Genomic DNA, 15,378 nt, shown 5'->3' with positions numbered 1-15,378 from the left:
CTGGATTCATATCGCGCAAATGGACCGAGCGGCAGCTAGGCGCAAGGTCGCGCTGCGTTTTTCCTCAGGCCGCTTCCGGCTTGAACAAGCCGACGCGCATGTCGCTGACGGTATAGATGCGCTTGCCGTCAGCCTCCAGCCAGCCATCGGCAATGCCGAGGACGAGCTTCGACTTGAAGACGCGCTTGAAGTCGACGCCGTAGACGACCTTCTTGACCGAAGGCAGAACCTGGTCGGCGAACTTGACCTCGCCGACGCCGAGCGCGCGGCCGCGGCCCGGCAGGCCGAGCCAGCCCAGGAAGAAGCCGGTGAGCTGCCAGAGCGCATCGAGGCCGAGGCAGCCCGGCATCACCGGATCGCCCTTGAAATGGCAATCGAAGAACCAGAGGTCAGGCTTGATGTCGAACTCGGCGCGGACCATGCCCTTGCCGTGCTCGCCACCCTCTTCGGCAATCTCGACGATCCGGTCGAACATCAGCATCGGCGGCAGCGGCAGTTGCGCATTGCCCGGCCCGAACAGTTCCCCACGACCGCAGGCGAGGATCTCCTCGTAGCTGAAAGACGACTGACGCTGCATTCCCGTACCGCTCCCTGGCACCGACCGGATTCGGCCGGTGTCTCGTTTGCCGTGCCTAACACGGCGGGAGCGGGAAACGAAAGGGCAGCACGTCCCAAGATCCGCATCGCAGCGTCAAAAACCACAGCGAGACTGCGCCAGATCAATGCAGCTACGCTTCGCAAGAACCTATAAGACGGTCCAACGCTTGCGACCGGGTGGCCGACGCCCTACATTTCAAATTGGAATTCTTCCAACAGACGGAGCCTTCAGGACATCCGTTTCATAAGAGGGTGCACGAGCTGGGCATGAGCGACCTGACCTCCCAGGACCAGGGCTACGGGACGCCGGTACGGCAGGGCTGCCCCTTCCACGACATCCGCCAGAAGCTCCGACGCGTGGGCTTGCGCCCCACCCGCCAGCGCGTCTCGCTCGGCTGGGTGCTCTTCGCCAAGGGCCAGCGCCATGTCAGCGCCGAGATGCTGTTCGAAGAGGCGATGAAGGAGCGCATCCCGGTCTCGCTCGCGACGATCTACAACACGCTGCGCCAGTTCACCGAGGCCGGCCTGCTGCGGGAACTCACGCTCGACGGCGCCAAGGCCTATTTCGACACGGCCGATCATGAGCATCACCATTTCGTCGTCGACGGCGAGAACCGGGTGATCGACATCCCCGCTGACGAGATCGATGTCGCGAGCCTCCCTGTGCCGCCGGCAGGCTACGAGATCGCGCGGGTCGATGTCGTGGTGCGGCTGCGGAAGGTCGAGATCTGACATAAGCTCTGCCCGTTCCGGAGACGATGGGCATGCATTTCACCGATTCGCCGGTCTCACGCCGCGCGCTGGCAGCGCTTCTGCTCGCGACCGCCCTTCCGGCCGCGCCGGCACTGGCCGCGCCGCGCAGCTTGCGCGGCACCGTCTCCTATCGCGAGCGCATGGCATTGCCGCCCGGCGCCATCGTCGAGGTGAAGTTACTCGACGTCTCGCTGGCCGACGCTCCCAGCCGCACGATCGCCGAGACCCGCGTCTCCGGCCGGCGCATCCCGGCGCCATGGACCTTGCGCTTCGACACCCGGCAGATCGAGCCCCGGCACAGCTACGCACTGCAGGCGCGCATAACTCATCGCGGGCAACTGCTCTTCATCACCACGGAACGGCACAGCGTCTTCACGGGCGGGCCGGACAATACCGATATCTGGGTCCAGCGCGTTGCGGGCGATGATCGGCCGCCCGCCGCAGCCCCTTCCCCGATCGGAAGCTGGCGTCTCGCCAGCCTCGGCGGCAAGGATGTCCCGGCCTCGATCAACACGACCCTGGAGATCGCGGCGGACGGCAAGGTGTCGGGCCGCGGCGGCTGCAACGGCTTCGGCGGCCATGCGACGCTTCAAGGTCGGACGATCCGGTTCTCGCGCATGGTCTCGACGATGATGGCCTGCGTGTCGGACGTGATGGCGCAGGAGCGCGGCTTCCTTGACGGGCTCGCCAAGGTCCGCCGCTGGGATATCCATCGCGGCTTCGGCCTGCTCGCGCTGCTCGACAGCCGCGGCCGGGCGGTGATGACGCTGGCGCGGCAGTGACCGTCGGTCAGTCGACCTTCTCGTTGGGATAGACGCCCCAGAGCCGCTCCTGCCGGATGAAGCCGTTGATGTTGCCGATGCTGACGCGGCACCAGGTATTGGCGCAGGATGCGACATTGGCGACGACGCCGGGTTGAAGCCTGGCGATGACGGCGGCTTCCTCGTTCGCTGCGCTGCGCATCGGGAAATTCTCGTCCTTCTTCTTCGACCAGGGCGCGACGAGCGCCGTCCGGCGGCCGGAGAGCAGACTGTGCAGCACCCAGCCCTCGGTGCCGTCGGCGTCGCGGACGCGGCGCCAGGTCTCGAATTCGGCGGTGACCTCCATCGGCAGGCCGGCGCGCTGATAGACCCAGCGCGTGCGATGCTCCTTCGAGGGGCCTTCGCGCAGGTTCACGCGGTCCGTCTTGAGGCTGACATAGCGCGGTACCGGCAACCCGGTGACCGAGCCGGCCTGCATGTCCTGAGCCGGCGCGATCGCTGGCAAGCCGACGAGGGCCAGTGCCGTCAGGGCCAGGCATCGCATCGACGGGACCATCATCGCGCCATTCTCCTTCGCATCCCGCTCCCCCCGGCGAAGGGGCAAGTTGTCATCAGCCGCGCCGCCGCCTAGACACGCATATGGTGCCGCGCAACAATTCCCATTCCTGGGACACCAGGGTTAATGGCGGGTTGAGGATATCAGGCCGATGCGGCCAATGACGGAGGGGTGACCGCCATGTCGAAGAAGAAGCCCTTGGTGGTGGTGACGCGCAAGCTGCCCGCCGTAGTCGAAACCCGGATGCGCGAACTGTTCGACGCACGGCTCAATATCGACGACAAGCCGATGTCGCAGGCGGCGCTGGTCGAGGCCGTGAAGACCGCCGACGTGCTCGTCCCGACCGTGACCGACAAGATCGACGCCGCCATCATCGCGCAGGCCGGCGACCAGTTGCGCCTGATCGCCAATTTCGGCAACGGCGTCGACAATATCGACGTCGCCAGCGCCGTGCAGCGCGGCATCACCGTCACCAACACGCCGGGCGTGCTGACCGACGATACCGCCGACATGACGATCGCGCTGATCCTCGCCGTCGCCCGCCGGATCGCCGAGGGCGCGCGCGTCATCCCCGATGACGACTGGGCCGGCTGGTCGCCGACCTGGATGCTCGGCAGGCGCATCACCGGCAAACGCCTCGGCATCGTCGGCATGGGCCGGATCGGCCAGGCGCTGGCGAAGCGGGCCGCGGCCTTCGGCCTGTCGATCCACTATCACAACCGCCGCCGGGTCGATCCGCGCATCGAGGAGCAGCTCGACGCGACCTATTGGGATTCGCTCGACCAGATGCTGGCGCGGATGGACATCGTCTCGGTCAACTGCCCGCATACGCCGGCGACCTATCACCTGCTCTCCGCCCGCCGCCTCAAGCTGATGAAGCCGGACGCGATCCTGGTGAACACCGCCCGCGGCGAGGTCGTCGACGAGACCGCGCTCGCCCGCATGCTGGAAGCCGGCGAGCTCGCCGGTGCCGGTCTCGACGTGTTCGAGAGCGAGCCGGCGGTCAACCCGCGCCTGCTCAAGCTCGCGCGCCAGCACAAGGTCGTGGTTCTCCCGCATATGGGCTCGGCCACGCATGAGGGCCGCGCCGACATGGGCGAGAAGGTCATCGTCAACATCAAGACCTTCATGGACGGCCACAAGCCGCCGGACCGCGTGCTGCCCAGCATGCTCTGAGGAGCACGTTTCTCACCCCGCTGTCATTCCGGGGCTTCGTGCAGCGAAGAGCCCGGAATGACAAGGGTGGTTGAGACCACGAGTTATCCGGCAGGCACTCAGCCCGGCAGCTCAGGGGGCGCGCATTCCCGCAAGGCGCGCCGCTTCCGCCGGCCATTCCCTGAAATCGTCGATGACACCAGCCGCACCCGCGGCCAGCAGGCGCTCGCGCATGCGCCCCTTGTCATGGGCAACGCCCGTGAAGCCGGCAACCTGCATGCCGGCCGCCTTCGCCGCCAGCACGCCCGGCACAGAATCCTCCAGCACGAGGCAGCGTCCGGCCCGCGCACCCATCTGCGACGCCGCGAACAGGAAGACATCCGGCGCCGGCTTGCCACGCATGACCTGCGAAGCCGAGAAGACATGCGGATCAAACAAGTCGATCAGGCCGGCGAGTCCGAGATTGCGGCGCAGCGGCTCCAGCACCGTCGAGGAGGCGACGCAGCGGCGCCCCGCCATCAGCGTCAGCGCCTCCCGCACGCCGGGAAGCGCGCGCAGTTCGGTCTCCAGGCGGAGAGCGACCGCATCCTCGATGCGCGTCTCGAAATCATCCGGCAGAGGCTTACCCAGCGCCGTCTCGATGATCTTCATGCCGTCGGCCCAGGGGATGCCGACGAGCTGATCGACATAATGGTCGAGCGTCCAGTGGCCGAGCCCGACTTCATGGCACATGGCGAGGCTGACCTCGCCATAGAGCGTCTCGGTATCGATCAACGTGCCGTCGCAGTCGTAGATGACGAGATCGAACGACACGTCCCTGCTCCGCCTGCCGCTCAGCGGGCCTGAAGCGTGTCGAACTGGCCGGTCTTGCGGAAACGCCAGAGATAGGAGGAAACGACCGCCTCCGACGAGGTCGGCGCAAGGCCAAGCCCGGCGAAGTCGCGGCCCTCAGCCTTGGCTTCCGCCGAGACGACGTTGTCGCTCTCGAGCAGCGTGACCTGATCGCGTGTCATCACCAGCTCGTCCGGAATCAGGCCGAGCGTCAGGGAATCGACGACCTGCAGGACGCTGCCCATGATCCGCGCCAGCGGGAAAGGCAGCGGCGCGAGCAAGCGCTTGCGGCCAGTCACCTTGCAGACCTCCTCGACGATCTCGCGCAGGCTCTGCACCTCCGGCCCGCCGAGCTCATAGATGCGGCCGCCCTGAACGGTGCCGTCGACGGCGCGGGCGACGATCTCGGCGACGTCCCCGACGAAGGCCGGCTGGAACTTCGTCGCGCCGGCGCCGACCAGCGGCAGGACGGGCAGCATGCGGGCGAGCGAGGCGAAGCGGTTGAAGAAGGTATCCTCGGGGCCGAACATCACCGACGGCTGCAGCACGACGGCACCCGGCACGGAGGCGAACATGGCTGCCTCGCCCTCGGCCTTGGAGCGGGCATAGGCCGAAGCCGATTCGGTGGATGCGCCGAGCGCCGAGACATGCACCAGCCGCGCAATGCCGGCAGCTGCGCAAGCCTGGGCGATGGCACGCGCACCGTTCGCCTGCACGGCCGGGAAGCTCTGGCGGCCCTGCTCCTGCATGATGCCGACGAGATTGACGACGGCGTCAGCACCCTTCACCGCGGCAGCGACCGAGGCGGGATAACGCAGATTCGCCTGTACGGCGTGGATCTGGCCGACAGTACCGATCGGCTGAAGGAAATTGGCGAGATCCGGCCGGCGCACGGCGACGCGCACCCGATAGCCGCGCTTGACGAGCGCACGCACGACATGACGGCCGACGAAACCGGAGCCGCCGAAGACCGTGACGAGTTGCTGGGCCGGGGCCTGGGAAGCCATCGCGAAAGCTCCGTTTAGAATGCTTCTGCCCTCCTAGATCATGTTCCGCCAAAGTGGAAATGCCTTTTGCGGCCGGTGGCTCCGATATCCCGGCCCTGCGGCGTTCCGCCCTATCGGAGAGAAGGCACTGCGCCCGTTCGGTGCCGTTCAGCCGTTTTTTTGAGCCGAGACGCCCCAAAATCCGCCAGGCCCACGAAAGCGGTTTCCACAGGGCCGCGAAAACAAATTCATTTCGTCGCGACAGGGCCGTTGACAGGACGACTCGCCCCCCGTAAACGAACCGCCGTTGCCCAGGTGGCGGAATTGGTAGACGCACCAGCTTCAGGTGCTGGCGCTCGCAAGGGCGTGGAGGTTCGAGTCCTCTCCTGGGCACCAACATTTCTTGAGGACTACCAACCTCAAGTACTTAGCGGAAATCAACGACTTATGGACGCCCGAGTGATATAATCGGGTGATCCATACAGTCCTGAGTATGACACGTCCGCATAAGCATCCCAAGACCGGCGTTTACTGGTTCCGCAAGGCTGTTCCGAAGGACCTTCGAGCCGCCCTCGGGAAGCGCGAAGAGGTCCGTACGCTGCGGACGAAGGACCCCGCCAAGGCCCGCGAGGCACACGCCTCAGTGGCCGCCGAGGTGGAAGCCCACTGGAAGGCGCTGCGCTCCCCGGCCCAGGTCCTCAGTAACCGTGAGGTGACCGCCCTCGCCGGCATCTTCTACTCCGAACTCACGAAGCAGATGGCCGACGAGCCCGGCAATGAGACGGCCTGGCAGCACTGACTCCGACTGGATCAGGAGGCCCGCGAGGCCGGCAAGCTGGAGCACTGGTACGGAGAGGCGGTCGATAGGCTCTTACGCCAGCGAGGCCTACATATCGACCAGCCGTCCTGCGCCCAGCTTCTGGAGGCCATCAGCGCCGCCGTTCGACAGGCTGGAGAGCACCTCAAGAAAAACGCGGCTGGCGACTACAGCCCGGACCCTGCTGCCTCGCGGTTCCCTGAGTGGAAGCCGAGGGACGCGCCCAAGGACCTCCAGCCGACCAGCGGCAAGACCAGCCTAACCGGCATCCTCGCGGACTGGTGGAAGGAGGCCCAGGCAACGGGTCGCAAACCGAGCACCCATGAGAGTTACAGCAACACCGTGGACGGCTTTGTCGCCTTTCCTCGGGTACGACGATGCAACACAGGTCACCCCCGAACACGTCGTCGGCTTCAAGGATCACCGGCTGTCCTCAATCAACCCGAGAACCAAGAAGCCCATCTCCGCGAAGACGGTAAAGGACAGCGACTTATCCGCCCTCAAGACCCTCTTCGGGTGGGCCGTCAGCAATCACCGCCTGACCAACAACCCTGCGACTGGCATCACGATCAAGCTCGGCAAACGCAGGGTGACCCGACCGAAGGGGTTCACCGACGAGGAGGCCAAGGCGCTGCTGGAGGCCGCCGACGCTCATCGGCAGGGTAATGAACAGCCGAAGACCTCCGCCGCCAAGCGGTGGGTGCCCTGGCTTTGTGCCTACACCGGGGCTCGTGTCGGTGAGGTCGCCCAAGCTAGGGCCGACACGCTGGGCTACGTGGTGTTCCTCGGCGATTCCGACGAGACCAGGCTCGTCGACGCGATCCTGCTCGAACAGAATGACGAATGGGCCGTCCAGCGCGCCCGTTACATCACGCCCATGAGCGATGATCCCCTCGTCAGCCTGCCAGCCGCGGCGGCCTGACCAGCCCGACCAAAGTCGGCGATCGACGGTCCTACCGACAGCTACACCACAAGCTGGAACACGACCTCGTCGAGAACGGCACCGCCCCTATTCGGATACCTCGTTTGCGAAAGAGTTTCACTGTTTGCTTCAGCGCAAAGTGCAAGCTATCCAGCCCGTTTACCTGCGAACCATGTCCTTCAGCGGCTATGTTTTCGCTCTTGTCCTCGTCGTGGCTACACCGGGGCAGACAAATACCTTGCTCGCCCTCGCGGGCGCTACGATGGGAATTCGCTCCGCGCTTCGTCTCATCTGGGCAGCGATCGCCGCATATTTAGGTGCAACATTGCTACTTGGCGTCCTGTTTCGCCCGCTCGTCGATGCGTTTCCGGCGATCCGAGCGGCTGTCCAGATTTTCGGATGTGGCTATCTGGCCTATATGGCAGCGCGCCTGTGGGAGCCTCGGCGAACGCCGCCTGGAAGGCGCGTCGTCACCGCAAGAGATGTTGCCGTCACGACTTTTCTCAATCCGAAAAACCTGCTGATCGCATTCGTATTGCTGCCCGTGGGATGGGCGAGCGAAACGCAGGTCGCGCTTCCGATCTTGCTGACCTTGGCCGTCATAACGCCGCTGGTTGAATCCGTTTGGATCATCGCCGGAGGGGTGTTGGGCGTAGCGTTCCGAAACAGATCAAAGACCTTGTTGCCACGCGGTTCCGCTTTCGCGCTTGGAGTCTACGCCGCGATTTTAGCAGGACGCACGATTGCCGGATGAGCCGCGGAACGGCGGCGGGACCGGCGCAGTTCCCTCCGATCTTTCCGAGGCAATTTGACTTCGGTGGCTTCTCCCGGACCTTGAGCAAGCTGGAGGCGATGACCAAAGCGCAATACGTTCTGGAACGCATGTAGGCCAGCCTGAACTGCGATAGCGCCATCCCGTTCCTCGCGTACTCGGAGGCTGTGCGCGAAGGCATCCATGCCGCGCACGCAATCGGGAGCAGGAGCGCAAAATCGCGGCACGCCGTGAAAATTGCGGCCGGTTCGCGGTCGGCGATGCCGCAGAGAAACGCCTCTATCTCGCCTTGCGTGGCGCCAAGGCGGAAAGAAGTATGCCTCCGTGCGAATGGGCTGAAGTCAAGGTCCAGACCGTCGATTTAGTTGATAAGTACGTCATCGAAGCATGAAACTCGGCCGGCAGCGGACATAGACATTCGCGCAGCTCTCTCCGTGCTTTCCCTTAAGCGCGAACACGAGCCCCCGCCAATTCCCGACTTTGCTTGATTTGGATCAAGTACGACACAGAAGATTCCAGTGTTGGCTCGCGGCAATCACGCATGTTGCCGAATGAGGCTGCGATCATGGAAACCCATATTCCCGTGTCCAAGGGCGAACAGGGGCGGGCCTTGTGGCTCTCGACCATCGCCTTCACCGCTTGCTTCGCGGTCTGGACGATCTTCTCGATCATCGGCGTCCGGATCAAACAGGAGCTTGGGCTGAGCGAGACCCAGTTCGGCCTGCTCGTCGGAACGCCGATCCTGACGGGTTCGCTCATCCGCGTCGTGCTGGGCATCTGGACCGACTACTATGGCGGGCGGCGGATCTTCTCGCTGGTCATGCTCGCTGGTGCAGGGGCGACCTTCCTGCTGTCCTACGCACAAACCTACCCGCAGATGCTGCTCGCCGCACTCGGTGTCGGCATCGCCGGTGGTTCCTTCGCGGTCGGCGTCGCCTATGTCTCGCGCTGGTATCCCGCCGGCAAGCAGGGGACGGCTCTCGGCATCTTCGGGGCGGGCAATGTCGGAGCGGCCGTGACCAAGTTCGTCGCGCCCTTCGTGCTCGTTGCCTATGGCTGGCAGAGCGTGGCGCAGATCTGGGCGGCCGGGCTCGTGGTGATGGCCGTACTGTTCTGGTTCGGAACCGCGGATGACCCCGTTATCGTCGAGCGGCGGCGCACGGGCGAGCGGCCGAAAAGCGCCTGGCTCGAGCTTGAACCGCTCAAGAACGCCCAGGTCTGGCGCTTTTCGCTCTACTACTTCTTCGTCTTCGGCGCTTTCGTCGCGCTGTCGCTGTGGCTGCCGCAATATCTGATCGGCGTCTACGGGCTCGACATCAAGGCTGCCGGCATGATCGCCGCCTTCTACTCGGTTCCGGCCTCGATTTTCCGCGCCTATGGCGGCCATCTCTCGGACAAGTACGGCGCAAGGCGCGTCATGTACTGGACCTTCCTGGTCTCGATCGGCTGCACCTTCCTCCTGAGTTATCCGCCGACGGATTATGTCGTGAAGGGCATCGCCGGGCCGATCGCCTTCCACACCGAGGTCAGCCTGCCGGTCTTCATCGGCCTCGTCTTCGTGCTCGGCTTCTTCATGAGCCTCGGCAAGGCGGCCGTGTTCAAGCACATCCCGGTCTATTATCCGCAGAATGTCGGCGCGGTCGGTGGCCTCGTCGGCATGATCGGTGGCCTCGGCGGCTTCATCCTGCCGATCGCCTTCGGCGTGCTCAACGACCTGACCGGGATCTGGACGAGCTGCTTCATGCTGCTCTTCCTGATCGTGACGGTCTCCCTTGTCTGGATGCACATGGCCGTCCGCACCATGGAGGAAGGCGTCGCCGGCAAGGAGCTGGCCAAGCTGCCGCAGCTGCCGGAGATGCAGCCGATCCATTCGCCCGAACTCGCCGACGCGCTGACGGGCAAGACGCTGCAGGACTGGCGCCCGGAAGACCCGCAGTTCTGGGCGCGGAACGGGCGCGCCATCGCCCGCCGCAATCTCTACATCTCGATCCCCAGCCTGCTGCTCTCCTTCGCGGTCTGGATGGTGTGGTCGGTCGTCGTGGCGAAGCTGCCGACCGTGGGCTTCAAGTTCAGCACGGATCAGCTTTTCTGGCTGGCGGCGCTGCCCGGACTGTCCGGCGCGACGCTGCGGGTGTTCTACGCCTTCATGCCGCCGATCTTCGGCGGGCGGCTGTGGACCACGGTCGCAACCTGGTCGCTGATGCTGCCGGCGGTAGGCATCGGCTATGCGGTGCGCGATCCTAGCACGCCCTACGTGGTGTTCCTTGGACTCGCACTACTTTGCGGCCTGGGCGGCGGCAACTTCGCCTCCTCCATGGCCAACATCTCGTTCTTCTTCCCCAAGTCCGAGAAGGGCAACGCGCTCGCGCTCAATGCCGGGCTCGGCAATCTCGGCGTCAGCGTGGTTCAGTTCGTCATCCCGCTCGTGATCACCGCCGGTGTGTTCGGCTCGCTCGGCGGCGAGCCGCAGCTCTCGACCGAGGCGGGCCGGACGAGCCAGCTCTGGCTGCAGAACGCCGGCTTCATCTGGGTGCCCTTCATCGCGGCATCGGCCTTTGCCGCCTGGTTCGGCATGAATGACATCGCCTCGATGAAGGCCTCCTTCGCGGAGCAGGCGGTGATCTTCAGACGCCAGCACAACTGGGTGATGTGCTGGCTCTATACCGGCACCTTCGGCTCCTTCATCGGTTATTCGGCGGCCTTCCCGCTGGTCGCGAAGACGCAGTTCCCGGAGGTCAACGCCCTGCAGCTGGCCTTCCTCGGCCCGCTGGTCGGCGCGCTCTCGCGCTCCTTCACCGGCTGGGTCGCCGATCGCTTCGGCGGCGGGCGGGTAACGCTGTGGGTCTTCGTCCTGATGATGGCCGGCGTCGGCGGCGTGCTCTTCGGCTTGGCGCAGCATAGCTTCCCAGTGTTCTTCTCGAGCTTCCTGGTGCTGTTCTTCGCGACCGGCGTCGGCAACGCCTCGACCTTCCAGATGATCCCGTCGATCATGCGCAAGGAGATCCCGCGGCTCGAGCCACTGCTCGCCCCTGGCGAGCAGGTCAAGCAGGCCGAGAAGGAATCGGCGGCGATCATCGGCTTCACTTCGGCGGTAGCAGCCTATGGCGCCTTCTTCATCCCCAAGGCCTATGGCTCCTCGATCGCGGCGACCGGGGGGATCGAGGCGGCGCTCTACGGCTTCCTCGGCTTCTACGTCACCTGCGTGCTCTTGACCTGGGCGGTCTACACGCGCCGCGGCGGCCTGCTCTGGGATGTCGAGCGCGTCCGCTCCGCCAGTGCGGTCGCGGCCCAGCCGGCCAGCTGAACCCCGTGAAGGTCCGGGTCGCAGCCAGGCCAGGACCTCCGCAAGACTACTTAGGAAAAACTCTAGATGGGCCCCGGCGCCCTGCCCGGCTACCACCAGAGCCAGTGTTCCCTCGCTCCAGAGGACGGCTTCGCGCTGAGGCCGAAAGGACTTGAGATGAGCCACTTTCTCGACCGACTGACCTTCTTCAACCGGGTCGTCGACGATTTCTCGGACGGCCACGGCATCACTACCAACGAGGACCGGCGCTGGGAGGACGGCTACCGGAAACGCTGGCAGCACGACAAGATCGTGCGCTCGACCCATGGCGTGAACTGCACCGGCTCCTGCTCGTGGAAGGTCTACGTCAAGGGCGGGATCGTCACCTGGGAGACGCAGCAGACCGACTATCCGCGCACCCGGCCCGAACTGCCCAACCATGAACCGCGCGGCTGCGCCCGCGGCGCCTCCTATTCCTGGTATCTCTACTCGGCCAACCGGGTGAAATATCCGCTGATCCGCTCGCGGCTGCTCAAGCTCTGGCGCGAGGCGCGCGTGCTGATGACACCGGTCGCAGCCTGGGCCTCGATCGTCGAGAACCCGCAGAAGCGCGCGGCCTACACCACCAGGCGCGGCCATGGCGGCCTCGTGCGGGCGAGCTGGGACGAGGTCAACGAGATCATCGGGGCGGCCAACGCCTATACGGCGAAGACCTACGGTCCCGACCGCGTCTTCGGCTTCTCGCCGATCCCGGCGATGTCAATGGTCTCCTATGCCGCCGGCGCGCGCTACCTCTCGCTGCTCGGCGGCGTCTGCATGTCGTTCTACGACTGGTATTGCGACCTGCCGCCCGCTTCCCCGCAGACCTGGGGCGAGCAGACGGACGTGCCGGAATCGGCCGACTGGTACAATTCCGGCTTCCTGATCCTGTGGGGCTCGAACGTGCCCCAGACCCGCACGCCCGACGCCCATTTCTACACCGAGGCGCGCTATCGCGGCGCCAAGAGCGTGGTGATCTGCCCCGACTATTCGGAAGCCTCGAAATTTGCCGATCTGTGGGTCTCGGTGAAGCAGGGCACGGATGCCGCGCTCGGCATGGCGATGGGCCATGTCATCCTGCGCGAGTTCCATGTCGACCGGCAGGTGCCGTACTTCACCGACTACGCCAAGCGCTACACTGACATGCCGATGCTGGTCCGGCTGGTGGAGCAGGACGGCAAGCTGGTGCCCGAGCGCTTCCTGCGTGCGAGCGATCTCGACGGCGGCCTCGGCGAGGCCAACAATCCGGAATGGAAGACGCTGTCCTTCGATGCGGCGAGCGGCGAGCTCGTGGCGCCGCTCGGTTCCGTCGGCTTCCGCTGGGGCGAGAAGGGCAAATGGAACCTCGAGGCCAAGCGCTCGGACGGCGCCCCCGTCGATCTGCGCCTCTCGCTCTACGATGTCGCCGACGGCTTCGAGAACGTTGCCTTCCCGTATTTCGGCAATATCGAGCACGATCACTTCACCGGGACGGATCATGCGAGCGTGCTGGAGCGCCGCATCCCGGTGAAGAAGCTGAAGCTCGCCGAAGGCGAGGCGCTGGTTGCCACCGTCTACGACCTGTTCCTGGCCAATTACGGCGTCGACCGCTTCGGCGGCGACAACGTCGCCAAGTCCTATGACGACGACGTGCCCTATACCCCAGCCTGGGCCGAGAAGATCACCGGCGTGCCGCGCGACCAGATCATCACGGTCGCACGCGAATTCGCCCGCAACGCCGAAAAGACCAATGGGCGCTCGATGATCATCATCGGCGCGGCGATGAACCATTGGTATCACATGGACATGAACTACCGCGGCGCCATCAACATGCTCGTCATGTGTGGCTGCGTCGGGCAGTCGGGGGGCGGCTGGTCGCATTATGTGGGCCAGGAGAAGCTCAGGCCGCAATCGGGCTGGGCCCCGCTCGCCTTCGCGCTCGACTGGGGCCGCCCCAGCCGGCAGCAGAACTCGACCTCCTGTTTCTACGCCCATACCGACCAGTGGCGCTACGAGACGCTGGACGTGAAGGAGATCCTCTCGCCCACCGCACCGGCCGGCCCGTGGGACGGTGCCATCATCGATTACAACATCCGGGCGGAGCGGATGGGCTGGCTGCCCTCGGCGCCGCAACTGGAGCAGAACCCGCTTGGCCTCGCCGCCAAGGCCAAGGTCGCCGGGCTGGAGCCCAAGGACTATGTCGCGAAGAGCCTGAAATCGGGCGAACTGCGCATGTCCTGCGAGGACCCGGACAATCCGAAGAACTGGCCGCGCAACCTCTTCGTCTGGCGCTCGAACCTGCTCGGTTCCTCGGGCAAGGGACATGAGTATTTCCTCAAGCACCTGCTCGGCACCAGCCACGGCGTGCTTGGCAAGGACCTTGGCGAGGAGGGGCGGCAGAAGGCGAAGGAGGTCGTCTGGCACGACGAGGCGCCCGAAGGGAAACTCGACCTGCTGGTCACGCTCGACTTCCGCATGTCGACCACCTGCGTCTACTCGGACATCGTCCTGCCGACCGCGACCTGGTACGAGAAGGACGACCTCAACACCTCCGATATGCACCCCTTCATCCATCCGCTGACGGCGGCGGTGGACCCGGTCTGGGAGTCGCGCTCGGACTGGGAGATCTACAAGGGCATCGCCGCCAGCTTCTCGAAGGTGGCGCCCGAGGTGCTCGGCGTCGAGCAGGATGTGGTGCTGAGCCCGATCATGCACGACACGCCGGCCGAGATCGCTCAGCCCTTCGACGTCAAGGATTGGAAGAAGGGTGAGATCGATCCGGTTCCCGGCAAGACCATGCCGAGCATCACCGTGGTCGAGCGCGATTATCCCAATCTCTACAAGCGCTTCACCTCTCTCGGCCCGCTAATGTCCAAGATCGGCAATGGCGGCAAGGGTATGGCCTGGAACACCGAGCATGAGGTCGAGTTGCTCAAGGAGCTCAACGGCGTCGTCGCCGAGGAGGGACCGACCAAGGGGCTGGCGCGGATCGACACCGCGATCGACGCCTGCGAGGTCCTGCTGATGCTGGCGCCCGAGACCAATGGCGAGGTCGCGGTCAAGGCCTGGGAAAGCCTCGGCAAGGCGACCGGACGCGACCATGAGCATCTCGCCTTGCCGAAGGAGGACGAGAAGATCCGCTTCCGCGACGTGGTCGCGCAGCCGCGCAAGATCATCTCCTCGCCGATCTGGTCGGGGCTGGAATCCGAGAAGGTCTGCTACAACGCCTGCTACACCAACGTCCATGAGCTGATCCCGTGGCGGACGTTGACCGGGCGCCAGCAGCTCTACCAGGACCATCTCTGGATGCGGGCTTTCGGCGAGGGCTTCTGCGTCTACCGCCCGCCGGTCGATCTCAAGACGATCACGCCGGTCCAGGGCAAGGTCGCCAACGGCAATCCGGAGATCGTGCTGAACTTCATCACGCCGCACCAGAAATGGGGCATCCACTCCACCTATTCCGACAACCTGCTGATGCTGACGCTCAATCGCGGCGGGCCGGTGGTCTGGATCTCGGAGCGGGATGCGGCGAAGGCCGGCATCGTCGACAACGATTGGATCGACGTCTTCAACGTCAACGGTGCCATCTCGGCGCGGGCGGTAGTCTCCCAGCGTGTCAAGGACGGCATGTGCATGATGTACCATGCGCAGGAGAAGATCGTGAACACGCCCGGCTCCGGCATCACCGGGCAGCGCGGCGGCATCCATAACTCGGTCACTCGCGCCGTCCTGAAGCCGACCCACATGATTGGCGGCTACGTGCAACTCTCCTACGGCTTCAACTACTACGGAACCGTCGGCTCGAACCGCGACGAGTTCGTCGTCGTCCGCAAGATGGGCTCGGTCGACTGGCTGGAAGGCCCCTTCGACGAAGGCAGCGCCCGGCGCGGCCCAAAGCTCCACGCCGCCGAGTAAGAGGATATCGAC

The 15,378-nt window shown here is 65.1% G+C and carries 11 protein-coding genes, 1 tRNA gene and 1 pseudogene; 9 read left to right on the top strand and 4 right to left on the bottom strand.

The genetic code is table 11. The annotated features are described in order from the left end of the window. Window positions 1-64 precede the first annotated feature (64 nt). Complete coding sequence (fabA, locus tag ACODTJ_RS00560; RefSeq protein WP_061968412.1) at window positions 65-577, bottom strand: 3-hydroxyacyl-[acyl-carrier-protein] dehydratase FabA; 513 nt, start codon at window positions 575-577, stop codon at window positions 65-67. Between the two features lie 287 nt (window positions 578-864). On the opposite strand from fabA, the gene irr reads away from it, so the two are divergent. Both irr and ACODTJ_RS00550 read left to right on the top strand, forming a co-directional pair. Beyond that, on the top strand, window positions 865-1,329 hold the full coding sequence (gene irr / locus ACODTJ_RS00555; protein ID WP_454658194.1) for a Fur family transcriptional regulator Irr: 465 nt from the start codon (window positions 865-867) through the stop codon (window positions 1,327-1,329). Between the two features lie 32 nt (window positions 1,330-1,361). Beyond that, complete coding sequence (locus ACODTJ_RS00550; protein WP_454658195.1) at window positions 1,362-2,132, top strand: YbaY family lipoprotein; 771 nt, start codon at window positions 1,362-1,364, stop codon at window positions 2,130-2,132. 7 nt (window positions 2,133-2,139) lie between these two features. On the opposite strand, the gene ACODTJ_RS00545 is transcribed toward ACODTJ_RS00550, so the two are convergent. Continuing rightward, window positions 2,140-2,670 carry an SH3 domain-containing protein gene (locus ACODTJ_RS00545; protein WP_454658196.1) on the bottom strand — a complete coding sequence of 177 codons (531 nt, stop codon included), beginning with the start codon at window positions 2,668-2,670 and terminating at the stop codon, window positions 2,140-2,142. 177 nt (window positions 2,671-2,847) lie between these two features. Here ACODTJ_RS00545 and ACODTJ_RS00540 point away from each other — a divergent pair, with 177 nt between their 5' ends. After that, a complete protein-coding gene (locus ACODTJ_RS00540; protein ID WP_454658197.1) occupies window positions 2,848-3,843 on the top strand; it encodes a 2-hydroxyacid dehydrogenase in 996 nt (331 codons plus the stop codon). A 111-nt stretch (window positions 3,844-3,954) separates the two neighbouring features. On the opposite strand, the gene ACODTJ_RS00535 is transcribed toward ACODTJ_RS00540, so the two are convergent. After that, window positions 3,955-4,635, bottom strand: coding sequence for an HAD family hydrolase (locus ACODTJ_RS00535; RefSeq protein ID WP_454658198.1), 681 nt, complete (start codon window positions 4,633-4,635; stop codon window positions 3,955-3,957). A 20-nt stretch (window positions 4,636-4,655) separates the two neighbouring features. After that, on the bottom strand, window positions 4,656-5,660 hold the full coding sequence (locus ACODTJ_RS00530; protein ID WP_454658199.1) for a complex I NDUFA9 subunit family protein: 1,005 nt from the start codon (window positions 5,658-5,660) through the stop codon (window positions 4,656-4,658). A gap of 288 nt (window positions 5,661-5,948) precedes the next feature. Between ACODTJ_RS00530 and ACODTJ_RS00525 the strand changes: the two genes are divergently transcribed. From ACODTJ_RS00525 to ACODTJ_RS00500, 6 genes and pseudogenes are all read left to right on the top strand, one after another. Beyond that, window positions 5,949-6,035, top strand: a tRNA-Leu gene (locus tag ACODTJ_RS00525). Between the two features lie 97 nt (window positions 6,036-6,132). Then, complete coding sequence (locus ACODTJ_RS00520) at window positions 6,133-6,438, top strand: DUF6538 domain-containing protein (protein ID WP_454658200.1); 306 nt, start codon at window positions 6,133-6,135, stop codon at window positions 6,436-6,438. A gap of 754 nt (window positions 6,439-7,192) precedes the next feature. Beyond that, window positions 7,193-7,378: pseudogene (locus tag ACODTJ_RS00515) on the top strand (IS256 family transposase); the annotation flags it as partial. A 124-nt stretch (window positions 7,379-7,502) separates the two neighbouring features. After that, window positions 7,503-8,132 carry a LysE family translocator gene (locus ACODTJ_RS00510; RefSeq protein WP_454658201.1) on the top strand — a complete coding sequence of 210 codons (630 nt, stop codon included), beginning with the start codon at window positions 7,503-7,505 and terminating at the stop codon, window positions 8,130-8,132. 583 nt (window positions 8,133-8,715) lie between these two features. Beyond that, on the top strand, window positions 8,716-11,454 hold the full coding sequence (locus tag ACODTJ_RS00505) for a nitrate/nitrite transporter (RefSeq protein ID WP_454658202.1): 2,739 nt from the start codon (window positions 8,716-8,718) through the stop codon (window positions 11,452-11,454). Between the two features lie 156 nt (window positions 11,455-11,610). Then, window positions 11,611-15,366 carry a nitrate reductase subunit alpha gene (locus ACODTJ_RS00500; RefSeq protein ID WP_454659045.1) on the top strand — a complete coding sequence of 1,252 codons (3,756 nt, stop codon included), beginning with the start codon at window positions 11,611-11,613 and terminating at the stop codon, window positions 15,364-15,366. The last annotated feature ends 12 nt before the right edge of the window (window positions 15,367-15,378 follow it).

The sequence above is a fragment of the Allobosea sp. FG18 genome (assembly GCF_057809495.1).
This window is presented reverse-complemented; position numbering and strand designations above follow the sequence as displayed.